22 protein-coding genes are annotated in these 23,567 nt (G+C 29.5%); 11 read left to right on the top strand and 11 right to left on the bottom strand.

All coding sequences use genetic code 11. The features are described from left to right. Positions 1 to 165: 165 nt before the first annotated feature. The gene (gene hflX / locus Q0V08_RS04015) at positions 166 to 1,959 is read right to left on the bottom strand and encodes a GTPase HflX (protein ID WP_297432286.1); all 1,794 of its coding nucleotides are present in this window, start codon (positions 1,957 to 1,959) and stop codon (positions 166 to 168) included. 178 nt (positions 1,960 to 2,137) lie between these two features. Here hflX and Q0V08_RS04010 point away from each other — a divergent pair, with 178 nt between their 5' ends. From Q0V08_RS04010 to Q0V08_RS03960, 11 genes are all read left to right on the top strand, one after another. After that, positions 2,138 to 3,334, top strand: coding sequence for a dicarboxylate/amino acid:cation symporter (locus Q0V08_RS04010; protein ID WP_023052023.1), 1,197 nt, complete (start codon positions 2,138 to 2,140; stop codon positions 3,332 to 3,334). 223 nt (positions 3,335 to 3,557) lie between these two features. Beyond that, complete coding sequence (locus tag Q0V08_RS04005; protein WP_297432283.1) at positions 3,558 to 5,189, top strand: Na/Pi cotransporter family protein; 1,632 nt, start codon at positions 3,558 to 3,560, stop codon at positions 5,187 to 5,189. A gap of 53 nt (positions 5,190 to 5,242) precedes the next feature. Next, the gene (locus tag Q0V08_RS04000; protein ID WP_297432281.1) at positions 5,243 to 6,370 is read left to right on the top strand and encodes an aminotransferase class V-fold PLP-dependent enzyme; all 1,128 of its coding nucleotides are present in this window, start codon (positions 5,243 to 5,245) and stop codon (positions 6,368 to 6,370) included. Between the two features lie 50 nt (positions 6,371 to 6,420). Beyond that, positions 6,421 to 6,543, top strand: a complete 123-nt coding sequence (locus tag Q0V08_RS03995) for a hypothetical protein (protein WP_023052020.1) — start codon at positions 6,421 to 6,423, stop codon at positions 6,541 to 6,543. Positions 6,544 to 6,586: 43 nt separating this feature from the next. Next, positions 6,587 to 7,651, top strand: a complete 1,065-nt coding sequence (gene pyrB / locus Q0V08_RS03990; protein ID WP_297432278.1) for an aspartate carbamoyltransferase — start codon at positions 6,587 to 6,589, stop codon at positions 7,649 to 7,651. A gap of 30 nt (positions 7,652 to 7,681) precedes the next feature. Further along, the gene (locus tag Q0V08_RS03985) at positions 7,682 to 8,485 is read left to right on the top strand and encodes a dihydroorotate dehydrogenase electron transfer subunit (protein ID WP_297432276.1); all 804 of its coding nucleotides are present in this window, start codon (positions 7,682 to 7,684) and stop codon (positions 8,483 to 8,485) included. A 13-nt stretch (positions 8,486 to 8,498) separates the two neighbouring features. Continuing rightward, on the top strand, positions 8,499 to 9,416 hold the full coding sequence (locus Q0V08_RS03980) for a dihydroorotate dehydrogenase (protein ID WP_297432274.1): 918 nt from the start codon (positions 8,499 to 8,501) through the stop codon (positions 9,414 to 9,416). A gap of 35 nt (positions 9,417 to 9,451) precedes the next feature. Then, entirely contained in the window at positions 9,452 to 10,180 is a 729-nt protein-coding gene (gene pyrF / locus Q0V08_RS03975; protein ID WP_297432272.1) for an orotidine-5'-phosphate decarboxylase, read from the top strand. After that, positions 10,171 to 11,376, top strand: a complete 1,206-nt coding sequence (locus tag Q0V08_RS03970) for a dihydroorotase family protein (protein WP_297432270.1) — start codon at positions 10,171 to 10,173, stop codon at positions 11,374 to 11,376. Before pyrF ends, Q0V08_RS03970 begins: the two co-directional genes overlap by 10 nt. Then, positions 11,369 to 11,992 (top strand): orotate phosphoribosyltransferase, encoded by a 624-nt coding sequence (gene pyrE, locus Q0V08_RS03965; protein ID WP_185891153.1) that lies wholly within the window; start codon positions 11,369 to 11,371, stop codon positions 11,990 to 11,992. Before Q0V08_RS03970 ends, pyrE begins: the two co-directional genes overlap by 8 nt. A gap of 144 nt (positions 11,993 to 12,136) precedes the next feature. Continuing rightward, entirely contained in the window at positions 12,137 to 13,333 is a 1,197-nt protein-coding gene (locus Q0V08_RS03960) for a pyridoxal phosphate-dependent aminotransferase (protein WP_297432268.1), read from the top strand. Between the two features lie 14 nt (positions 13,334 to 13,347). Here Q0V08_RS03960 and Q0V08_RS03955 read toward each other — a convergent pair whose 3' ends face one another. The 10 genes from Q0V08_RS03955 to groL all read right to left on the bottom strand — a co-directional run. Next, entirely contained in the window at positions 13,348 to 14,580 is a 1,233-nt protein-coding gene (locus tag Q0V08_RS03955) for an NAD(P)-dependent oxidoreductase (RefSeq protein WP_297432266.1), read from the bottom strand. A gap of 54 nt (positions 14,581 to 14,634) precedes the next feature. Then, complete coding sequence (locus Q0V08_RS03950) at positions 14,635 to 15,792, bottom strand: iron-containing alcohol dehydrogenase (RefSeq protein ID WP_297432264.1); 1,158 nt, start codon at positions 15,790 to 15,792, stop codon at positions 14,635 to 14,637. Between the two features lie 66 nt (positions 15,793 to 15,858). Then, entirely contained in the window at positions 15,859 to 16,224 is a 366-nt protein-coding gene (locus tag Q0V08_RS03945) for a MerR family transcriptional regulator (protein WP_297432262.1), read from the bottom strand. A gap of 13 nt (positions 16,225 to 16,237) precedes the next feature. Beyond that, on the bottom strand, positions 16,238 to 17,161 hold the full coding sequence (locus Q0V08_RS03940) for a PTS sugar transporter subunit IIA (RefSeq protein ID WP_297432260.1): 924 nt from the start codon (positions 17,159 to 17,161) through the stop codon (positions 16,238 to 16,240). A 123-nt stretch (positions 17,162 to 17,284) separates the two neighbouring features. Next, a complete protein-coding gene (locus tag Q0V08_RS03935) occupies positions 17,285 to 18,277 on the bottom strand; it encodes a 7-cyano-7-deazaguanine synthase (RefSeq protein WP_297432258.1) in 993 nt (330 codons plus the stop codon). 20 nt (positions 18,278 to 18,297) lie between these two features. After that, complete coding sequence (sepF, locus tag Q0V08_RS03930; protein ID WP_297432256.1) at positions 18,298 to 18,813, bottom strand: cell division protein SepF; 516 nt, start codon at positions 18,811 to 18,813, stop codon at positions 18,298 to 18,300. 15 nt (positions 18,814 to 18,828) lie between these two features. Then, positions 18,829 to 19,500 carry a YggS family pyridoxal phosphate-dependent enzyme gene (locus tag Q0V08_RS03925; RefSeq protein WP_297432254.1) on the bottom strand — a complete coding sequence of 224 codons (672 nt, stop codon included), beginning with the start codon at positions 19,498 to 19,500 and terminating at the stop codon, positions 18,829 to 18,831. Positions 19,501 to 19,517: 17 nt separating this feature from the next. Beyond that, positions 19,518 to 20,594 carry a radical SAM family heme chaperone HemW gene (gene hemW / locus Q0V08_RS03920; protein WP_297432252.1) on the bottom strand — a complete coding sequence of 359 codons (1,077 nt, stop codon included), beginning with the start codon at positions 20,592 to 20,594 and terminating at the stop codon, positions 19,518 to 19,520. Between the two features lie 15 nt (positions 20,595 to 20,609). Beyond that, positions 20,610 to 22,301, bottom strand: coding sequence for a phospho-sugar mutase (locus Q0V08_RS03915; RefSeq protein ID WP_297432250.1), 1,692 nt, complete (start codon positions 22,299 to 22,301; stop codon positions 20,610 to 20,612). Between the two features lie 16 nt (positions 22,302 to 22,317). Beyond that, positions 22,318 to 23,567: chaperonin GroEL (gene groL / locus Q0V08_RS03910; RefSeq protein WP_297432248.1), on the bottom strand; the 1,250-nt coding region annotated here is incomplete at its 5' end.

The following is a 23,567-nucleotide window of genomic DNA, read 5'->3' as shown; positions in this document are numbered from 1 at the left end:
ACTCGCGACATTCAGCTTGGAAGGCTGACGCTCTACCAACTGAGCTACTCCCGCAATCACAAAAATATAGTATCATAATATAAAAAAAATGTCAATGCAATTTTTTAAAAAAAATTTAAAAATAAAAAGCCAAAAATTTTGGCTTTTTATCTAAAGTTTAATGATTTAAATTTCTTTTATAATAAAATTAGAACATTTGTTGTAAACTTCATCACTAACAGTAGCAATAATTAATGTTCCATCAGCTTCGTAAGATTCGCTTTCAATAATAGCATTTCTATGTAAGTAAGCATTAATTGAGCTATCTGAATATGGAATTAAAAGTTCTACCCTTTTCATTGTTCTAGGTAAAGATGTTGTAATTTTATCCATTAATAAATCAATATTAATTTCATTTTTAGCACTAATTTCAACAATATCCATATGGCTGTATAATTCTTTTAATTTTTCAATTTGCTCGTCAGTAGCTACATCACACTTATTTAAAGCAAGGATAGTCGGTTTATCAATTGCATCTAATTCTGTTAAAACATTTTCAACAGATTTAATTTGTTGAACAACAGTATCACTTGAAGCATCAACTAAATGAACAAGTAAATCAGAAAAAATAACTTCTTCTAGTGTAGATTTAAAAGCTTCGATTAAATCATGAGGAAGTTTTCTAACGAATCCAACAGTATCAGTTAAAGCAGTAACTCTTTTATCTGGGAGAACCATAGTTCTAGTAGTAGCATCTAAAGTTGCAAAAAGCATATTTTCAGCAAAAACAGCTTCTTTTTTAACAGTATTATCACTTGGATACATTTCTACAAGAAGATTTCTAAGTGTTGACTTTCCTACATTGGTATATCCTACTAAAGAAACTCTAGGAATACCAGAACTTTCCCTTTTAGTTCTTTGAAGAGCTCTAATTTTTTTTATTTTTTCTAACTCTTGTCTAAGAGCAAAAATTTCATCTTTAATTCTTCTTCTATCTATCTCTAATTTTTTTTCTCCAGGTCCCTTAGTTCCAATTCCTCCACCAGTTCTAGACATGATACTACCTAAACCAATAAGTCTTTGACTTCTATATTTAAGTTGTGCTAATTCAACCTGTATTTTAGCTTCTCTAGTTCTAGCTCTTCTAGCAAAAATTTCAAGAATAAGTATTGTTCTATCAATAACTTTACATCCTGTAACAGCTTCTAAGTTTTTAATCTGAACTCCACTCAACTCTTCATCAAAAATTATTAAGTTAGCATTTTTAATCTGTCTAAGTAAAGCTAGCTCTCTAACTTTTCCACTACCAATATAGAAGATATTATCAATTCTTTTTATTTTTTGAAAAATTCTTCCGGCAACATTAACATCACAAGCTCTAGCTAACTCTTCCAATTCATCTAAACTCTCTTCAGAGTCCACACCAACAACTATAGCATATTCACTATCATCTTCAATAACATCACTTTTTCTAAGTTCAGATTCAATTTCTAAAACTTTATCTAAATAATCTGTAGACATAACTTTATCTAAAGATAAATTTTCGATCTCTTCATAAGTTAGTTCTTGATTTTCTATTTTACAATATCCTATATTAACACCTGTTATTTCAGTTTCTCCTACACCAATAGCTAATATAGCATCTAATTTTAGCTTTAATAAAGCTGAAATATCAATCATAGAAAGTTTAGAGTATCCATTGGGATGAGTATGAATAACTTTAACACCACTTAATTTTTTACTAGAGATTTCTAAAATAGGTAATTCAACACTATTACTATCTCCAATAGCAACTTCTAATATTTTTCCTTTTCTATCAATTGAAACACTAATTTCACGATTTATAACTCTAGTTATATCAGTTATAAGTGCAACAATTTCAGGACTAACAAGTTTTCCTTTTTCAACACTCATACTATAAATAGTATCTAATTCTGCTAAAATAGAATCTCTAACTCCTTCAACATTACCTTTTATCATATTTCACATCCTTGACCTTAATATAATTAAGTTTTTATATTAATTTTACTACATATATATAAAAAATACAAATTTAATGATACTTACATAAAAAATATTTGCAAATCCGAAAAAAATGTAGTATTACATATATTATTGATTCTTTTATAAACAAAGTTAAATACTGGGAGGAGAAAAAATGAAAAAAATAGGTCTTTTACCAAAACTGATTTTAGCAATTATAATTGGTATTGGAGTAGGTATGTTAGGAATGGAGGTACCTATAAGATTATTAGCAACATTTAATGGTATTTTTGGAAACTTTTTAAAATTCTCAATACCGCTTATCATAATCGGATTCGTTGCACCTGGAATTGGTGATTTAGGAACTGGAGCAGGTAAGTTGTTGGGAATAACAACAGCAATAGCATACATTTCAACAGTTTTAGCAGGTTCGTTTACATATTTTGTAAATACAGCAGTATTTAAAATGATTTTAAAAACAGGATCAATGCTAGAAACAGCAGATAATCCAGAACATGCATTATTATCAGGATATTTAACAATAAATATGCCTCCAATAATGGATGTAATGACAGCATTATTAATGGCTTTTATTTTGGGAATAGGAATTGCGATAGTAAAAGGACATGCAATAAAAGATGTAATGAATGAATTCCAAAAAGTTGTAGAAGGAATTATAAGAAATATAATCATTCCATTTTTACCACTACATATAGCTGGAATTTTTGCAAATATGACTTATGCTGGGCAAGTTGCTACAATATTAACAGTATTCTCTAAAGTATTTGCTGTAATTATTTTATTACATATAACAATACTTTTAATACTTTATTTTATAGCTGGAGGAATGGCAGGTGCAAATCCAATTAGATTATTAAAAACAATGTTACCAGCATATTTTACTGCAATAGGAACTCAATCATCAGCAGCTACGATACCAGTAACACTGAATCAAACAAAAGAAAATGGCGTAAATACAGGTATTGCTGAATTTGTTGTACCTCTTTGTGCAACAATACATTTGTCAGGAAGTACAATAACATTAGTAAGTTGTGCTATGGCAATAATGATGTTAAATGGAATGAGCATAACTTTCGGAACAATGTTTGGATTTATACTAATGTTAGGAGTTACAATGGTTGCAGCACCAGGAGTTCCTGGAGGAGCAGTTATGGCAGCATTAGGAATTATTGAAACAATGTTAGGATTCCCTCCAACATTAACATCAATAATGATTGCTCTTTACTTAGCACAAGATAGTTTTGGAACTGCTTGTAATGTAACTGGAGATGGAGCTATAGCTATTATTGTAAATAAAATAGCAGGATTTAAACTTGAAAAAAATTCGAAAGAATTTTTTGACAATATATAATAATATAAGTGTAAATATCAGTAAAAATAAGGTTTAAAAGAGGTGGTGAAAAAAAACACCTCTTTTTTTATTTTATGAAAAATTATTTTAATGTTAAAAATGTGTAAATTTTAAGTTAAAAAATGGTTTTTTATTTTACATTTATTAAAATACGTGTTAAAATTTACCAGATTGACTATTTAACCAAAAAATTAAAATAAAAAAGTAAAATTTAGGAGGAAAAATGTACTTAGATATCTTTTTTAAGGTTCTAGGAGGACTAGGTCTATTCTTATATGGAATGGAAAACATGTCTAAAGGAATGCAAAAAATGGCAGGAGAGAGATTGAAAAAAATTCTTGCTATGCTTACAACAAACCGTTTTATGGCAATAGGAATGGGAGTGTTTGTAACAGCGCTAGTTCAATCTTCATCTGTAAGTACTGTAATGACAATAGGATTTGTTAATGCATCATTATTAACATTAAAGCAGGCACTAGGAGTAATACTAGGAGCTAATATAGGAACGACAATAACTGGATGGATACTAGTTTTAAAAATAGGAAAATATGGACTTCCAATGGCTGGAGCGGCAGCTATTTCAACAATGTTCTTTACTAGTGAAAAAGCTAGAACAAGAGCAATGGCAATTATGGGATTAGGACTTATATTCTTTGGATTAGAATTAATGAGTGATGGTTTAAAACCATTAAGATCAATGCCAGAATTTGTATCACTTTTCCATGCGTTTACAGCAGATACATATTTTGGAGTATTAAAAGCGGCAGCAGTAGGAGCATTATTAACAGCTGTTGTTCAATCATCTTCAGCAACACTAGGTATTACAATAACGTTAGCTGTGCAAGGATTAATTGACTATCCAACTGCGGTAGCACTAGTTTTAGGAGAAAATGTAGGAACAACAATAACAGCTTTATTAGCATCTTTAAATGCTACAGCAAATGCAAAAAGAGCGGCTTATGCGCATACAATAATTAATATTGCTGGAGTTTTATGGGCAACAACGATATTTAGGTTCTATCTAGGATTCTTAGAGCATATTTTAGATCCGGATAATAATTTAACTGCAGCAATTGCAACAGCTCATACAATGTTTAATATTATAAATGTGTGTTTATTTATACCATTTACTGGATATTTGGCGGACTTCTTATGCAAAGTAGTAAAATCAGATTCACCAGTTGCAAAAGAGAGAGTTACTCATTTAGATATCTTAATGGCAGATACACCATCAGTAGTAGTTGAACAAACACAAAAAGAGATTCTAACAATGGGAACTCATATAAAAGAGATATTTATGAAATTAGACAATGTTCTTGCAGGTAGAGAAAAGATAGATAATCAAGTTGGAAAAATAGAAAAGTTAGAAGATACTTTAGATTTATTCCAAAAAGAGATTTCAGATGTAAACTTCCATATTTTAAATGGAACATTAGATCATGCAAATACTGAGGATACTAGAGAAAACTTACAAACTTGTGATGAGTATGAAACTGTAAGTGACTATTTATTAAGAATTGCTAAAACAATGAAAAAAATGCAAGATAATGGAATTGAATTAAGTGAGTACAAAAGAGCTACTTTAAATCAATTACATGCTAATGTTGAGGATTTATTTGAAGATATAAATAGAGCTTATGAATTAAGAGATAGAGATTTATTTGTAGCAACAATAAAAAAATGTACTTTTATTAAAGAAGAGTATAAAAGAGCAAGAGCAGAGCATTTAGAACATGTTTCAGAAAATGTGATGCCAGCGATGTTAAGCACAGGTTATATGGATATTTTAAATAACTATAGAAGAATAAAAGATCACTTATACAATATAGTTGAAGTTTTTGCAAAAATAAACTAAGATAAAAGAGAGGAGGAATCCTCTCTTTATTATTTTTTTAAGAGGAGAAAAGTATGAAGAACTATTATTTTGATAATTCAGCAACAAGTTCACCAAAACCTGAGGTAGTTTATAAATCTTTAGAGATAGGTGTGAGGGAATATAATGCAAATCCAGGAAGAGCAGGACATAGAAAAGCTGTAGAGGCTGGAAGAAAAATATATGAAGTGAGAGAGAAAATAGCAAAGTTTTTTAATGTAAAAAATAGTTTAAATATAGCATTTACAGCTAATGCAACAGAATCTCTAAATTTTGCAATAAAGGGTGGAATTTCTAAAAATTCACATGTTATAGCAACAAATTTTGAACATAACTCTGTTTTAAGACCGTTATTCTATATGCAAGATGAAAAAAATATAAAATTAACTTTTGTTAATACGTATGATGAGATTGAAAAAAATATAACTTCAGAAACAAGAGCAGTTGTAATTAATCATATATCTAATGTAAATGGTACTATTCAAAATATAGAAGAGATAGGTAGAATATGTAAAAAATACAATCTTTTATTTATATTAGATGCTTCACAAAGTGCAGGTTATTCATATATAGATATGGAAAAACATAATATAGATATATTATGTTTAACAGGACATAAATCACTTTTTGGAATACAGGGAATAGGTGCAATTTGCTTGAGAGATAATGTAAAAATAGAACCTCTTTTAGAAGGAGGAACTGGAAGTTTTTCAAAACTTTCAAGACAGCCAAAAGAGATGCCAGAACTTTTAGAAGCAGGAACTATAAATACTCCAGGAGTAATAAGTTTAGGAGCTGGAATAGATTTTATAAATGATACAGGGTTGGAAAAAATAAGAGAACATGAAAATCAATTAACTAAAAAATTTATAAATGGCTTAAAAGATATAAAGAAAATAAAAATTTATAAAAGTTTAACAAAAGAGCAAGGACCTGTTGTGAGTTTAAATATAGATGGTATTGATAGTGGAGATTTAGCACAAATTTTAGATGAAGAATTTGGTATTTTTGTAAGGCCTGGATTTCATTGTGCACCATTAGCTCATAAAGTTATTGGGACTTATGAAACAGGAACAGTAAGATTTTCTTTTGGATATTTTAATACAGATGATGAGATAGAATTTGCCTTATCTACACTGAAAAATATTGCTTTACAAATTTAAAAAGGTATGATATACTTTTCAAAGCGTAAAAAAAGTAGGGAGGATAAAAAGTGAAAAAGTTGTTAAGTATTTTTGGATTAAAAAAAGAAAAAAAGAAAAAAATACTATTTTCATTATTTTTATCTTTTAATTTTGATTTTAATATATGGAATAGAAGTTACATTAATTTGTAATTTCTATTCCTTTTTTTTTAACTAAAATTATTAAGGAGGAAAAATGAGAGATTTTATTTCAATGAAAGATTTTACAAAAGGTGATATTTTAGAGGTTTTAAGAGTAGCAAAAGAGTTAGAGAAAACAAATGAAGAACTTTTGAAAAATAAAATAGTTGGAAGCTTATTTTTCGAACCTTCAACAAGAACGAGATTATCATTTACATCAGCAGCTTATAGATTAGGAGCTAAAGTTTTAGGATTTGATTCACCAGATGCCACTTCTTTAAAAAAAGGTGAATCATTAAGAGATACAATAAAGATGACTGAAGCTTATTCTGATGTAATTGTTATGAGACACAATAGAGATGGAGCAGCTCGTTTTGCAGCGGACATATCAAAAGTACCAGTGATAAATGCTGGAGATGGAGCTAATGAGCATCCAAGTCAAACGCTTTTAGATCTATATACAATTGAAAAAGAGTTTGGAAGCATAGAGGGAAAAAAGGTAGCTTTTGTAGGAGATTTAAAATATGGAAGAACAGTTCATTCATTAACAAAAGCTTTAGAGATGTTTAACTGTGAGTTTTACTTTATAGCGCCAGAAGTAATCCAAATACCAGAGTATATTGTAAGAGAGCTTGAGAAAAAAAATATAAAATATCATATATTAAATGACTATAAAGATGTGTTAAAAGAGATAGATGTTTTATACATGACAAGAATTCAAAAAGAAAGATTTGATAATCAAGAAGATTATGAAAAAGTAGCTGGAGTTTATATTATAGATAAAGAAAGTATTGTAGATAAATGTAAAGAAAATATGATAATTTTACATCCGTTACCTAGAGTAGATGAAATAAAAATAGATTTAGATGAAACAAAGCATGCTAAATATTTTGAGCAAGCAGCAAATGGAGTTCCAACAAGAGAAGCGATTTTTTCAATAGCGTTAGGATTAGTAGAAACATTAAAGTGTGAGATGCTAGAAAAAGATATTAGAAAATCAGTTGAAATTATTTGTAGTAATGAAAAGTGTATTACAAAATTTGAAGAAACAGAAAATAAGTATGTTGTAGATAAAGAACATAAATATTGTTACTACTGTAATAGAGATATAAAAAAATAAAATATTTTAAGATAGATTTGGGAGGAAAAAATGTTTTTAGAGGATTGTAAAGTATTAGAAAATTATAAAGTTGGAGAAGACTACTACTTAATGAAAATAGAATCTGAGAAGGCTTCTCAATATTCAAAGGCTGGGCAGTTTTTTATGTTAAAACTAAAAAATGAAATAAGAATTTTAAGAAGACCAATCAGTCTTCATTATGTAGATAAAGATAAAAATATTTTAGAGTTTTATTACGAAGTAAAAGGTGGAGGAACAAAGGAGTTTGCTGCACTTGAAACTGGAGAAATTTTAAATATCCAAGGACCTTTAGGAACAGGATTTACAACAGAAGTAAAAAATAAAAAATGTGTTGTTGTTGGGGGAGGAATGGGAATTGCTCCAACAAAATTACTAATAGATGAGTTAAAAAAAGAAAATGAAGTTATATTTGTAGCTGGTGGAAGAGGGAAAGAAGCTTTAAATATATTAGAAAATTTAAATTTAGATGGAGTAAAAACATATATAACAACAGATGATGGTTCCTTAGGAGAAAAAGGAAATGTAATATCTGTTTTAAGTAGGGTTTTAGCTGATGAAAAAATAGATATGGTTCAAACTTGTGGACCTCATAAAATGATGGAAGCAGTAGCAGAAACGTCGTTAAAAGCTGGTGTATTTTGTGAAGTATCTTTAGAAGAAAGAATGGCATGTGGAGTTAAGGCTTGTGTTGGATGTTCAATAAAAACATTAGATGGAATGAAAAAAGTTTGCCATGATGGACCGGTTTTTGATTCAAAAATAATAGTGGATGTAAATCCTAAAGAAAATACAGGGTGTAGCTGTGGAAACTAAGGGAGTGGAAAAGATGAATAGATTAAAAACAAATTTTTTAGGTAAAGAGTTTAAGAATCCAATGGTAACATCATCAGGATGTTTTGGTTTTGGATTGGAATATAAGGATTATTTTGATCCAAATGTTTTAGGAGGAATTGTAGTAAAAGGAATAACAATGGAACCTAGAGATGGTAACTATGGAACTAGAATAGCAGAGACTCCAGGAGGAATGCTAAACTGTGTTGGTCTTGAGAATCCAGGGATTGATTATTTTGAAAACGTAATTGTTAAAAATATAAAATCATCTGGAATTGAGTCTCCAATAATTGTTAACATAAATGGAAAAGTAATAGAGGAATATGTTGAAATAGCTAAAAGAGTAGAAAATATTCCAGAAGTTGATATGATAGAATTAAATATATCATGTCCAAATGTAAAAGATGGAGGAATGGCATTTGGTGCTAAGCCTGAGGTAGCTGGAGCTGTAACAAAAGCTGTTAGAGAAGTAACAACAAAACCTTTAATTGTAAAGCTATCACCTAATGTAACGGATATAGTTCATATAGCAAAAGTTGTAGAAGAGAATGGAGCAGATGCAGTATCTTTAATAAATACTTTACTAGGAATGGCAATAGATATTAAAAAAAGAAAACCTGTATTAGGAAATACTTTTGGTGGGTTCTCAGGACCTGCAGTAAAACCAGTAGCCTTAAGAATGGTATATCAAGTATATAAAAATGTAAATGTACCAATAGTTGGAATGGGAGGAATCTCTTCTACTGAGGATGCAATAGAGTTTATGATGGCAGGAGCAACAATGGTTTCATTAGGAACAGGATTATTCTCAAATCCAATTTTACCAGTTGAAATAAAAGAGGGATTAGAAAAATTTTGTGAAGAGAATGGATTAGATAATATACAAGAGATTGTAGGAGCAGCACACAATTAAATCGATAAGAGATAGATAAAAATACTGGAGGAAAAATGAATATTAAAGATAGATTAATAATAGCATTAGATTATTCAAATATGGAGGATGCTAAGAATATAGTTGAGATTTTAGGAGAAACAGTTTCTTTCTATAAAGTAGGATTAGAACTATTTTTAAACTCAAAGGGAGAGATGGTAGAATATCTTACTCAAAAAGGTAAAAAAGTATTTTTAGATTTAAAATTCCACGATATTCCAAATACAACAACAATGGCATCATTATTTGCAGCTAAACAAAATGTATTCATGTTTAATGTACATGCAAGTGGTGGAAGAGCTATGATGGAATCAGTTGCAAAGAGAGTAAAAGAGATAAATCCAGAAATACTATCAATTGCTGTAACAATTTTAACAAGTTTTTCAGAAGAGGGATTAAAAGAGACTTTTAAAAGTGAATTAACATTAAAAGAATTAGCTTTAAATTTAGCTAAATTAACAAAAGAAGCTGGAATGGATGGAATTGTATGTTCGCCGTGGGAAGCAAAAGCTATAAAAGAGTTATGTGGAGAAAACTTTAAAACTGTATGTCCTGGAGTAAGACCTAAATGGTCAGTTGCTAATGATCAAGAGAGAATAATGACTCCTAAAGATGCAATATTAAATGGATGTGATTATCTAGTTGTAGGAAGACCAGTAACTAAAAATGAGAATCCTGTAGAAGCAGCTAAAAAAGTATTAGCTGAAATAGAGGAGGGAGTAAAAGAGGGAAGCCTATGTTGTTAAAAAACTGTAGAGTTTTATATCATGGGGAAGAAGACATAAAGGATATTTTAGTAGAAAAAGGAAAGATTACTAAAATATATAGATGCTCGGAAGTAGAAGAACTAGATATAGATGAGATTATAGATATGGATGGAAACTGGGTTTTACCTGGAGTAATAGATGTGCATACTCATATGAGAGATCCAGGATTATCTTATAAAGAGGATTTTGAAACAGGAAGTAAAGCATGTGCCAAGGGTGGGGTAACAACATTTATAGATATGCCAAATACAGTTCCAAATACAACAACAAAAGAGATTTTAGATGCTAAAGAGAGCAATTCTAAAAATAAAAGTTATGTAGACTATGGATTTCACTTTGGGGGAAGTAAATTAGATAATAGTGAAGAGATAAAAAAAGTAAGAGACAGAGTAGCTTCAACTAAAATATTTCTGAATATGTCAACAGGTGATATGTTAGTGGAAGAGGAGAAAGTTTTAGAAAATTTATTTAAAGAATCTAAAATAATATCAGTTCACGCAGAGGAAGAGATGGTAGATAAGGCTATAGATTTAGCTAGAAAATTTAGAAAACCACTATATTTATGCCACCTTTCTAAAAAGAGTGAAGTTGAAAAGTTAAGAGCTGCCAAAAAAGAGGGATTGAAAATATATGGAGAGGTAGCACCACATCATTTATTTCTAGATTCAAGTATGGCAAACTCATTACTTATAATGAAGCCAGAACTAAAGAGCAAAGAGGACAATGAGGCTCTTTGGTTAGGATTAGAGGATGGAACTATTGATACAATAGGAACTGATCATGCACCACATACTTTAGAGGAAAAAAATTCTAAGACAACATATGGAATACCAGGGGTGGAGAATTCCTTAGAGATGATGTTAAAAGAATTAAATAAAAAAATAGACATGAAAACTTTACAAAAAGTTATGTCAGAAAATCCAGCTAAAATATTTGGGATTCTTGGAAAAGGGAAGATAGAAATTGGATATGATGCAGATTTAGTTGTAGTAGATTTAAGTAATAAAGAGATTATAAAAAATGAAGATGTAATCTCAAAATGTGGATGGACACCTTATAGTGGAATAGTAGGAGGGGGAAAAGTACTATTAACTATGGTAAGAGGTCATCTTGTTTATGATGGTAAAAATTTTATAGAAAAAATTGGAGAAGGAGTGAATTATAAAAATGTCTAGAGAAAAAAATATAGCAAAATCATTATTAGGAACAGAGGCAGTTAGATTAAGTGTAAAAGATCCATTTACTTTTGTATCAGGAATAAAAAGTCCAATCTATTGTGACAACAGAAAAATGATAGGATTCCCTAAAGAAAGACAAGTTGTAGTAGATGCTTTTATAGAAGTTTTAAAAGAAAAAGAGTTTGATATTGTAGCAGGAACAGCAACAGCAGGAATTCCATGGGCAGCATTTATAGCTCAAGAGATGAATGTACCAATGGCTTATATTAGAGGAGAAAAGAAAGCTCACGGTGCAGGAAGACAAATTGAAGGAGCTGAATTTGAAGGTAAAAAAGTAATAATAATAGAGGACTTAATATCAACAGGAGGAAGCTCAATAAAAGCTGTAGCAGCTGCAAGAGAAGCAGGGGCTATTGATGTTGAAGTACTAGCAATATTCTCATATGAGTTTGAAAAGGCATATAAAAATTTCGAACAAGATCATATTCCTTGGACTACACTTTCAAACTTTGCTTCGTTAATTAATGTTGCGACAGAGGAAAATTATATAGATTCAGAAGAAGCTGAAATAGCTTTAAAGTGGAATAAAACTCCTGATACTTGGGGAAAATAGAGTGTAGAAAATATGGAGCAGATTAATTCTGCTCCTATTTTTATAAATGAATAGTTGACTTTGTTAAAAAAATATCGTATCATATTTAGAAAATTAAAAAAAAAATTTAAAATAATATACAAATATAAAGCTAGGAGGAACAAAATGAAATTATCAAAAAGAGCATTAGAAATGAATTTTTCACCAATAAGAAAGTTGATTCCTCTGGCCGATGCAGCAGAAGCAAAAGGAATAAAAGTTTATAAATTAAATATAGGACAACCAAATGTAGTGACACCAGATTCATTTTTTGAAGGATTACATAACTATAAAGAGAAAATAGTTAAATACTCTCATTCACAAGGAATACCACAACTATTGGAAAGTTTTGCTAAAAGTTACCAAAAGATGGGAATTAATGTAAAAGAAGAGGATTTATTAATAACTCAAGGTGGTAGTGAGGCTATTATGTTTATCTTAATGGCTATATGTAATGAGGGAGATAATATATTAATACCAGAGCCTTTTTATTCAAACTATACAAGTTTTTGCCAGTTTGCAGGGGCAGAGGTAGTGCCTATTGAAACAACAATAGAAACTAGTTTTCATTTACCGTCAAAGGAAAAAATTGAGTCTTTGATAACAGACAAAACAAGAGCTATAATGCTATCAAATCCTGTTAATCCAACAGGAACTGTTTATACAAAAGATGAGATTGAGATGATAGCACAAATAGCTAAGGAAAAAGATATATATATAATAGCAGATGAGGTATATAGACAATTTGTTTACGATGATATTCCTTATACATCTTTTATGCAATTAGATGATGTAAAAGATAGAGTGATACTAGTAGATAGTATATCTAAGCACTATAGTGCGTGTGGAGCAAGAATAGGCCTAATAGCTAGTAAAAATAAAGAGCTAATGAGTTGTATAATGAAATTTAGTCAAGCTAGACTTTGTGTTTCAACAATTGAGCAACATGCAGCATCAAATTTAATAAATACAATGGATAACTATTTAGAAGATGTAAGAATAAAATATCAAAATAGAAGAGATTTATTATTCTCATATTTAAATAGAATACCAGGAGTAGTATGTTATAAGCCTCATGGAGCATTTTATGCTTTTGCAAAATTACCAATAGATAATGCAGAGAAATTTGCAAAATGGTTATTGACAGATTATTCTTATGAAAATCAAACGCTATTATTAGCTCCAGGTCCTGGATTTTATCAAAGTGAAGGAAAAGGAGAGAATGAAGTAAGATTTTCTTTCTGTACAAGTGTTGATGATATAGAAAACTCAATGATAATTTTAAGAAGAGCATTAGAAGAATATAACAGAACAGAGAGATAAGAAAAAGGAGTTGATTAAATCAACTCCTCTTTTTTTAAGATATTAGTAACTACTTTTTTAGCATCATTAACAGCAGCAACAACAGTCTTAGGACCAGTTACTACATCGCCACAAGAAAATACATTTTCTAAAGTTGTTTCAAAATTATCATTAACAATTACAGTTCCCCATTTTTCAAGACTAATTCTATCTTCAGAAGAGACAATATTTTTTTTAGGCCCTTGACTAACAGCAACAATAATTGAGCTATAAGGGATTGCAATATCACTATCCTCTAAAGTAATAAGTTTTTTTCTTCCATTTTCATCAGTATGTGATTCAGTTCTTAGAAAAATCATAGTATCATCTAAAATCTCTTTTGGAGCATAGAAAAATTTGAAATTTACACCATCTTCTTTAGCTTCAGCTATTTCAACTTTAGTAGCGGGCATATCCTCTTCACCACGTCTATACATGACTGTTACAGAACTACCTAATCTTTTAGTAACTCTAGCTGCATCCATAGCAACATTACCTCCACCAATAACTAAAACGTTAGGTCCAAGGTTATATGATTCAGGAGAAACAAGATAGTTAATAGCATAGTGAACATTTCCCTTAGTTTCTCCTTTTATATCCATAGGTTTGGGATTCCAAACACCAGTTGTAATGATGATATACTTAAAGTCATCATTTTTTAAATTTTGAATAGTATGAGTAGGCCCAACTAAAGTATTATATTTTATTTTAATACCTAAATTTAAAAGATATTTTTCAAAAGTATCCATTAATTCCCTAGATAGTCTAAATTCAGGAATACCAAATCTTAAGACACCACCTAACTTAGAAAAAGCTTCAAATATAGTAACATTAAATCCTTCCTTAGCTAAGAGAATAGCAGAAGTAATACCAGCAGGTCCTCCACCTATAATAGCTATATCTATTTTTTTATCTTCTTTTTTATTTAAAGGTAATTTAGAAAGATATTCAGTAGATATTTCTTTTTCAATAAGAGGAAACTCAACAGGAGTTTCTTTGATTCCTTTTATACAATGACCTTTACATTGATCTTCATGAGGACATACAATAGAACAGAATATAGATAAAGGATTATTTGTAAATAAAATTTCTCCAGCTTCATCTATTTTATTTTCTTTAAATAAATTTATAATATTAGGTATGTCTGTTGATATAGGACAATGTATTTTACAAAGTGGTTTTTTGCAGTTTAAGCAACGGTTAGCTTCTTGTAGTAAATCTATTTTCAAAATAATCACCTCTTTAAAAAATGGCTGAGAAAAACTTCTCAGCCTCTTAAAATATTATAATGCTTTTTCAAGAATTTCTCTACTTATTTCTAAAGATAAATCTTCAGTTTCTGATAGAGAAGTTCTATGATTTTTTTCTAAAGCTAAAATTAAATCATCTATTTTATCTGCGGTTATACCGTAGTCTGAAAGATGAGTTTTAACTCCAAGTTCTTCAAAGAATAAACGAGTTTTTTCAATAGCTTGTTTAATTTTTAAATCACTGTTAACTTCTTCAATATTCCAAACACGTTCAGCGTATTGAATTAATTTTTCTCTCTTTTTCTCTTTTCTAACTTCCCATATAGCTGGTTGAAGTACAGCTAAAGTTTTTCCATGGTCAACTCCAAACATAGCAGTAATTTCATGACCAATCATATGTGTAGTCCAATCTTGAGGAACCCCAGCACCAATTAATCCATTTAAAGCCATAGTAGCACACCAAACAAGGTTAGCACGAGCATCATAGTTAGCTGGCTCTTCAATTGTTGTTTTACCAATTTCAATAAGCGTTTTTAAAATTCCTTCAGCAGTTCTATCTTGAAATCTTGCATCTACAGGATAAGTAACATATTGCTCAACAGTATGAATAAAAGTATCGATAATACCATTAGCAACTTGATTTTTAGGTAAAGTAAATGTTAACGTAGGATCAAGTATAGAAAATTTTGGAAATGTATGCATGCTGAAAACGGGAACTTTTAATCCTTTATGGCTTATAACAGCTCCATTGTTCATTTCAGATCCAGTAGCTGGTAAAGTGACAACAGTTCCTAAAGGAATTGCAGAATCAACTGGAGCTAAATCAAAATCTGGAGTTAGTAGATTTAGGCAGTTGTCATCATATTTAGAAGCAAGAGCTATAAATTTAGTTCCGTCCATAACAGATCCACCACCAACAGCAAGAAGAAAATCTATATTTTCTTTTTTGGCAATATCAACAGCTTTCATTAGAGTTTCATATTGAGGATTAGGTTCAATTCCACCAAATTCAAAAATTTCTCTTCCTGGAAGGTTTTTAATAACATTTTCTAATGTTCCAAATTTCTTAACAGATCCACCACCGTAAGTTATTAGTACTTTAGCATTTAAAGGAACTAAAGTATTTAATTGATCTAAAGTGTCTTTTCCAAAAACTATATGAGTAGGGTTATAAAAATTAAAATTTAACATGAAATCAACCTCCTATTATTAATTAGTGAGATTATAAACCTTAGAGTCAACTCTAAGTCAAGAGATTTATTTGCAAGAAATAGAATTATTTTCATACCAAGCAATTTTTAAATCAAGTTTTTTTAAATTATTATTTAACTCCTCAATTTGTTCTAGTATTTTTTTTCGATGCTCTAAAAGAATAGCTAATCTTTCCTCTTTTGTATGATCTCCTTTTAAGCTTAAATCGACAATGGATTTAATATCTTCAATAGTCATTCCAGTATTTTTAAGGCATTTAATTATTTCAATCCAAAATATATCATCTTGAGAAAAAGAACGAATTCCATTTTTATTACGAGCAATATATGGCATTAAACCACATTTATCATAGTATCTGATTGTATAGGATGAAAGTCCAACCATTTCAGAAACTGCTTTAATTGAATACATAAAAATTTTCTCCTTATATATGTAAAATTTTCTTAATTATATCAGATCTAAATATAAGACCAATATATTTGTTATTTTCAAGAATATAAATTCTTGTAACTCCTTTATTCATAAATATATATGATATTTCCATAAGAGAAGCATCTTTATCAATTGTAATGATTCCTTCTGTTCTGTATAAATCTTTTATAGTTGTTATTTTTTCATTTACTAAATAATTTTCGAAAGGTTCCCCCACAGTAAGAAAACTTAAATCATTTAAAATAGTAGTATGTTTTGGCATACCAAAAGCAATAAGTTCTCGTTCGGTAATTTCTCCTAAAAAGTTATTATGGTTATCAACTACTGGAATTCCAGAAACTTTGTCCATAATAATTCTTTTTGCAATATCTTCTAGAGTGTTATTTTCTTTAGCAGGGAGTATAGATGTGGTAAATAAGTCTTCAGCAGTAATATTATGATCTATTTCAATTTTCATTTTATTTAAAATTTCAATTGTTTTTTCAGGTGATTTATATTTTAAAATCTCTTTGAAAACATCTTTATTTTTAAGATAAAGTCTAGAGATTCCAGACATAATTTTAAGTATATTTTTATTTTTTAAAACATCAGCAACAATAAGAACAATAAAATCAACAGGTTCTTCTTCACCCATTACATTTTTCATAGTCACATGTTTTTCAGGAAACGCGATAGAAACAACGATATCATCAAAGTATTCAAGTCTAGCATGAGGAATTGCAACACCATTTCCAATATACGTGGAAGCTTCACTTTCTCTTTTTAAAATAGCCTTTTTCATAATCTCTTGTTCTACTTTAACTTGTTTATTTGTTTTAGCAAGTTCCTTAAGTAGATTTGTAATAAGTTCCTCAAAGGTTTCTCCTTTTAGGTTAGATATAATCTTATCTTCTGAAAGATAACTGGACAACTTCATAATTTGTCCCCTCCTTAACATTATTTAGTATATGTGAACACAAAATAATTATATAACGTTTTTGAATAAATTAAAATAAAAATTGAAAAAAAACAGCTAAGAAAATATCTTAGCTGTTAAAAATTACATAGTAATTTGATACTTTTTAATTTTTTCATTTAAATTTTCAAGATTAACTGCAGGAATAGTAACATCTTTTCCATTTAGTAAAAGAGTTATTTCTGTAGTTCCTTTTACTTTTGAGTATCTAGAAAATAGATTTAAAGAAAAATCTATCTCATCTTGTGTAAGGTTACCAAATCCAACCATATGTGGTCCAGGAACTTCTTTTCCTCTAATAAACAATGAACCATAATCTTTAAATTCATTTATTTTTAAATTATCCTCTTGTTCTCTTCCAACTATTAAATACTTTCCTTTTTCGAATCTGAAAAATCTTCCGATTTTTAAAAGGTGGAATAGATTAGAGTTTTCATCTTCTAATAGTCCATCCTCTTCTAAGATTCTAAGTCTTTTTGAATAAGCTGGATCAGTAAGAAGACATCCACCACCAGGAGTTGGATAATCTACAATACCAAATTTATCCATTAGTTCCATTTGAATCTTTCTGCTTCTTCCTTGGATATCTAAAAGCTTACTTCTGTCAATCCATCCTAGTTTTTCAGGCTCACTTTCTGGTAAAAGTTTTGCTGATAAAGGTCTTACAATAAGATTTTCAAGACCAGGAGAAAGAGCTTTAACCTTTTCTAGAGCTTGATAGTTTTGTGACATAGGTCTTTGTCCTAGAACTTCACCAGATATAATAAATGAAGCTCCAAATTTTTCCATAAGATCACCAGCTGTTTTAAACATTAATGCATGACAATCAATACACGGGTTCATATTCTTTCCACGACCATGAACAGGATCTTTTAAAATTTCAGTGTGGATACTGCTAAAGTTAACATACTCTAGTTGAACTCCAAGTTGTTTAGCCATATTTTCAGCCTTTTCATTTTTTCCACCAAAGAAATGTGATACAAAGTTAAGAGCAATAACTTCAATTCCTTGATCTTTTATAATTTTAATTGCTAGAGCACTATCAAGTCCTCCAGAAAAAAGCGCTAATGCTTTCATTATTAACCTCCATAAATTAATTATTCGTGGTCAATATCTAAAAAAGTATTTTGTTTTAAATCATTTTTTCCATCATACAGGAAGTTGATATTTTTAGGAACAGAAGTAAATACATTTCTACTAATAGGAATCCATTTAGCTTCTTTTATATTGATTGCACCACTTAAAAAATCAAGGATTCTTTGTGCATCTTTTCCATTTACATTTTCTAGATTTAGTGTAACCACTTTATCATTTTTTATATAATCTGCAATTTTTCTACATTCTGCAAAACTTTTTGGGTTGACAAAAATTGTTTGGCAATCCTCTTGAACAGTATTGTTGATTGGTGTTTTAATTTCTGCTTTAGGAATAGTGTTGTTAAAAGAAGGAACAACATCTTCCTTGCTGCTATTATTTAATCCAAATTTAGGAGCAGGAGCAGCTAATTCACTTTCCTCTTGATACTCCTCATAATTTTCTTCATCAGGATCAAAAGTAAGTCCAACACTATCAGTAAAATCTTTAAAAGCATTTTTGAATTTAGTAATTTTCATTGATACCTCCATATTTTATTCGAATATTTTACTACCTACTCTTATAAGAGTTGCTCCCTCTTCAAGAGCCAATTTATAATCATTACTCATTCCCATAGAAAGTTCAGTTAAAGAATTATTGAAATAAAGAATATTTAATTCATCTTTTAACTCTCTTAATTTTTTAAATCCATTTCTAATAAAATCTTCATTATCAGTATACGGAGCCATTGTCATAAGACCTTTAATTTTGATATTTTCAAGAGATAAAAGAGCAGGAATATCATTTAAAAAATCTTGGTAATCATATCCCTCTTTACTATCTTCTTGAAAAAGATTAATCTCTATTAAAACTTCAATAATTCTATTATGTTCTTTAGCTCTTTTATTAATCTCTTCAGCTAAAGAAAGTTTATTAATAGAGTGAATCATATCAATGAAACGAGCAATATATTTAACTTTATTTTTCTGAAGATTTCCAATAAAGTGCCATTTGTGATTAATAGAATAATTTGAAAGATCCTCATATTTTTTAGTCAAAACTTGAACTTTATTCTCTCCTAAAATATGGGCACCACCTTTAAGTACCTCTTTTATAGTCCCAATATCAACATATTTAGTGACAGCAACAAGATTTACTTTTTCAGGATATGGAGAGAGTTTTTTTATATCTAATAAGATATCATTAATATTTTCTGAAATTCCCACAATTTCCTCCTAAATAATTAAATAAATTTACTAAAAACATCATTAGCCATGAGAACACCTTTTTTAGATAAAATATATCTAGAATTTTCTTTTATTAGAAATCCTTCGTCAACTAAATTATTGCAAAGATTTATATATTTTCCTTTAGGAATAATTCCATCAGGGATAATTCGTAAACCAAGAATATATTCATAAATTTCTTTTTCATCAGAATCTACAAACTCTTCTTCTAAAATAGGTTTAACGTTATCAGATATTTTAGCATAATATTCAGGAATTTTTAAGACATTTTTATATCTAACATCTTGATAATACCCAGATGCCCCAATTCCGATTCCAAGATACTCTTCATTTTTCCAGTACTTAGTATTGTGTATAGCTCTTTTTTCTGGAAGACAGAAATTTGAGATTTCATAATGAATATATCCGTTTTTTTTAGCTTCATCAATAATTAGTTCATACATGGATGCTTCTAAGTCATTATCAGTTTCTTTATAAATTCCAGCTTCAAGTTTAGTAAAGAAATCAGTACCCTCTTCCCAAATTAAAGAATATATAGAGAAGTGTTCAGGTTTTAATGAAAATAGATGATTTAAATCAGACTTTAAGTCATCTAGAGTTTGATTTGGTAGAGAAAACATTAAGTCTAAACTAATATTATCAAATCCAGCTTCTCTAGCAAAATAAAAAGCTTCATCTCCTTCTGAAGAAGAGTGAAGTCTACCTAAAGTTTTAAGTAGTTCATTATTAAAGCTTTGTATTCCAATACTAACTCTATTTATTCCGGCTTTTTTAAAAAGTTTAAATTTCTCAAGTGTAACTGTTTTTGGATTAACTTCGAGAGTAACTTCAGCATTATTTTTAATATTTAAGTTACTTAAAATTCTACTAACTTGTTCAGAAGTTAATAAAGAGGGTGTACCTCCTCCAAAATAAACAGTTTCAAGAGGAAATTTAGGATACATATTAATTTCATTAATAAGTGCAGTCACATATTTTTCTCTTTCTTCATCAGTAGATTTAAAAGATAAAAAATCGCAGTAATTGCACTTATTAAGACAAAAAGGAATATGTATATACATTCCGCTTAACATAAGCACCTCCAAGATTTAATCAATAAAAGCTTGGAAATCCTCCATAGTTTTCATTAATTTTTCATTTGCTTCTGTCTCTGTTTTTCCAACAACACAGAAGTAATATTTTATTTTTGGTTCTGTTCCAGAAGGTCTAGCTGTAATATATGTATTATCTTCTAATACAAATTGAATAACATCAGATTTTGGTAATCCTTCGTATCCAAGACTAAAATCTCTTTTTGATATTACTGTTTTCCCAAGTAAAGAATCAGAAACGTTGGCTCTAAGAGTTGACATTATTTTACCAATAGCTTCAACACCATCTTTTCCTTTTTTTGTAATAGCAATTATTCCTTCTCTATAGTAACCAAATTTTTCATATAATTTTTTTAACTCTTTTGGAATCGATGATCCAATACTATTGTAATAAGCTGCCATCTCAGCTATTAAAAGAGTAGATACAACAGCATCTTTATCTCTAGCATGTGTTCCTACAAGATAACCATAAGATTCTTCAAATCCCATTAAGAATGTAGCGTTGTATTTTCCTTCTTCAAACTCTCTTATTTTTTCTCCAATAAATTTAAATCCAGTTAGAGTTCTAAAAATTTTTACTCCTTTTTCTTTAGCAACAACATCTAGCATAGGTGTTGAAACTACAGTAGATACAACCGCTGAATTTTTAGGTATATCTTTTTTATTTTCTAAAATATAATTCATTAAAAGAAGACCAATTTGGTTTCCATTTGGATAGACCCATTCTCCTTTTTCATCCTTTACTGCAACACCAATTCTGTCTGCATCAGGATCATTTGCCATACAAAGTGTAGCTCCAACTTTATCCGCTAATGCTATACTTAACTTAAAAACTGCTGGATCTTCTGGATTAGCATATGAACAAGTTGGGAAGTTTCCGTCAGGTTGTTCTTGTTCAGCCACTATATAGATTGATTTAAATCCAGTTTCTTCAAAAACTCTTTTAACTGGTCTTCCACCAGTTCCATGTAATGGAGAATAAACAATTTTAAAGTTTTCTTTACCAGGAATTTCACTATGGATAATTTGTTTTTTAACAGCTTCAATAAATTTAGTATCCATATCTTCAGAAATATATTCTAAAAGTCCATCTTGAATAGCAGCTTCTTTAGTTAAAAGTTTAATTTCATCAAAAGAATCAATAGCATTAACATTGTTTACAACTCCACTAGCTTGAGGTTCAATTATTTGACAACCATCGTTCCAGTAAACTTTATATCCATTATATTCTTGTGGATTGTGAGAAGCTGTTACAACTATACCAGCAATACACTTTAATTCTCTTACAGCAAATGAAAGCTCAGGAGTTGATCTAAGAGATTTAAAAAGATATGCTTTAATTCCATTTCCAGCTAAAACCAAAGCAGCGTTTAGTGCATACTCTTCAGAACCAATTCTACAATCATAAGCTATAGCAACGCCCATTTTCTTCCCTATTTCACCAGTAGACTCTAAAATATAGTTAGCAAGTCCCTGAGTTGCTTTTCTAATAGTATACTTATTAATTCTATTAATACCAACTCCTCTAACTCCTCTCATTCCACCAGTTCCAAAAGAAAGATTTGTATAAAATCTATCCTCTATTTCTGTCTCATTTTCTTTAATACTCTCTAAATCTTCTCTATCTTTTAAGTCAATATAATCTGATGTTAACCAATTGTTATAATTTTCTAATGTAAATTTATCCATTTTACAAATCCTCCCCTTAAATAATATCCCCCATATTAGAATTTGAATTTTCACTAATAGGTTCTTTTTTATTTGCAATAATAACCTCTGTTGTTAAAATTAAAGCTGCGATAGATGTTGCATTTTGTAAAGCTGAACGAGTAACCTTTGTAGGATCTATTATTCCATTTTCAATCATATGAACATATTCTTCAGTAGCAGCATTTAATCCAAAACCATCAGGTAAATTTTTAATTTTTTCTATGATAACTCCACCATCTAATCCAGCATTGATAGCTATTTGTTTTAATGGAGAACTAAGAGATTTTTTTAAAATATTAGCTCCAATTCCTTCTTCGCCCTCAAGAGTAAAGTCATTCATTTCATTGGCAATTTCATTTAATGCTACACCACCACCAGGAACAACTCCCTCTTCAATAGCAGCTCTTGTCGCATTTAAAGCATCTTCTATTCTTAGTTTTTTTTCTTTCATCTCAACTTCAGTAGCAGCTCCGACTTTAATAATAGCTACACCACCAGAAAGTTTAGCTAATCTTTCTTGTAATTTTTCTTTGTCATAATCAGAATCAGTGGCAGAGATTTGGTTTTTTATTTGAGTAATTCTACTATTTAAAATATCCTGATTGCTAAATCCATCTATAATAACAGTAGAATCTTTCGTAACTTTAATTTTCTTAGCGTTTCCCAGTTGAGAAAGATCAGTATCTTCTATTTTCATACCTTTTTCATCAGAAATAACTTGTCCACCTGTTAAAACAGCGATATCTTCTAACATGGCTTTTCTTCTATCTCCAAATGCAGGAGCTTTAACTCCAATAACATTTAAAGTACCTCTTATTTTATTTAGAACAAGAGTTGCTAAAGCTTCTCCATCTAAATCTTCTGCAATAATTAAAAGAGGTTTTGATGTTTGAACAGTTTTTTCTAAAAGAGGAAGAAGTTCTTTCATAGTTGAAATCTTTTTATCTGTAATCAAAATATATGGATTTTCAAGAATAGCTTCCATTCTTTCTGAATTTGTTACCATGTATGGTGATAGATATCCTTTTTCAAACTCCATTCCTTCAACTACTTCTAAAGTTGTATCTAATGAACGTGCTTCTTCTACACTAATAACACCACTTTCTCCAACTTTTTCCATAGCTTTAGCTATTAGATCACCAATCTCTGTATCTCCAGCAGATATTGATGCAACTTGAGAGATTTCACTATTAGATTGTACTTTTTTTGATTTTTTTAAAAGTAATTCAACTGCTATTTTAGTTG

This window comes from uncultured Cetobacterium sp. (genome assembly GCF_947038635.1).
Lineage (GTDB): Bacteria > Fusobacteriota > Fusobacteriia > Fusobacteriales > Fusobacteriaceae > Cetobacterium_A.
This window is presented reverse-complemented; position numbering and strand designations above follow the sequence as displayed.

Coding starts and splice junctions, on each gene's coding strand:
- hflX (WP_297432286.1), bottom strand. CDS start 1,959: ATGATAAAAGGTAATGTTGAAGGAGTTAGAGATTCTATTTTAGCAGAA.
- Q0V08_RS04010 (WP_023052023.1), top strand. CDS start 2,138: ATGAAAAAAATAGGTCTTTTACCAAAACTGATTTTAGCAATTATAATT.
- Q0V08_RS04005 (WP_297432283.1), top strand. CDS start 3,558: ATGTACTTAGATATCTTTTTTAAGGTTCTAGGAGGACTAGGTCTATTC.
- Q0V08_RS04000 (WP_297432281.1), top strand. CDS start 5,243: ATGAAGAACTATTATTTTGATAATTCAGCAACAAGTTCACCAAAACCT.
- pyrB (WP_297432278.1), top strand. CDS start 6,587: ATGAGAGATTTTATTTCAATGAAAGATTTTACAAAAGGTGATATTTTA.
- Q0V08_RS03985 (WP_297432276.1), top strand. CDS start 7,682: ATGTTTTTAGAGGATTGTAAAGTATTAGAAAATTATAAAGTTGGAGAA.
- Q0V08_RS03980 (WP_297432274.1), top strand. CDS start 8,499: ATGAATAGATTAAAAACAAATTTTTTAGGTAAAGAGTTTAAGAATCCA.
- pyrF (WP_297432272.1), top strand. CDS start 9,452: ATGAATATTAAAGATAGATTAATAATAGCATTAGATTATTCAAATATG.
- Q0V08_RS03970 (WP_297432270.1), top strand. CDS start 10,171: ATGTTGTTAAAAAACTGTAGAGTTTTATATCATGGGGAAGAAGACATA.
- pyrE (WP_185891153.1), top strand. CDS start 11,369: ATGTCTAGAGAAAAAAATATAGCAAAATCATTATTAGGAACAGAGGCA.
- Q0V08_RS03960 (WP_297432268.1), top strand. CDS start 12,137: ATGAAATTATCAAAAAGAGCATTAGAAATGAATTTTTCACCAATAAGA.
- Q0V08_RS03950 (WP_297432264.1), bottom strand. CDS start 15,792: ATGTTAAATTTTAATTTTTATAACCCTACTCATATAGTTTTTGGAAAA.
- Q0V08_RS03945 (WP_297432262.1), bottom strand. CDS start 16,224: ATGTATTCAATTAAAGCAGTTTCTGAAATGGTTGGACTTTCATCCTAT.
- Q0V08_RS03940 (WP_297432260.1), bottom strand. CDS start 17,161: ATGAAGTTGTCCAGTTATCTTTCAGAAGATAAGATTATATCTAACCTA.
- Q0V08_RS03935 (WP_297432258.1), bottom strand. CDS start 18,277: ATGAAAGCATTAGCGCTTTTTTCTGGAGGACTTGATAGTGCTCTAGCA.
- sepF (WP_297432256.1), bottom strand. CDS start 18,813: ATGAAAATTACTAAATTCAAAAATGCTTTTAAAGATTTTACTGATAGT.
- hemW (WP_297432252.1), bottom strand. CDS start 20,594: ATGTTAAGCGGAATGTATATACATATTCCTTTTTGTCTTAATAAGTGC.
- Q0V08_RS03915 (WP_297432250.1), bottom strand. CDS start 22,301: ATGGATAAATTTACATTAGAAAATTATAACAATTGGTTAACATCAGAT.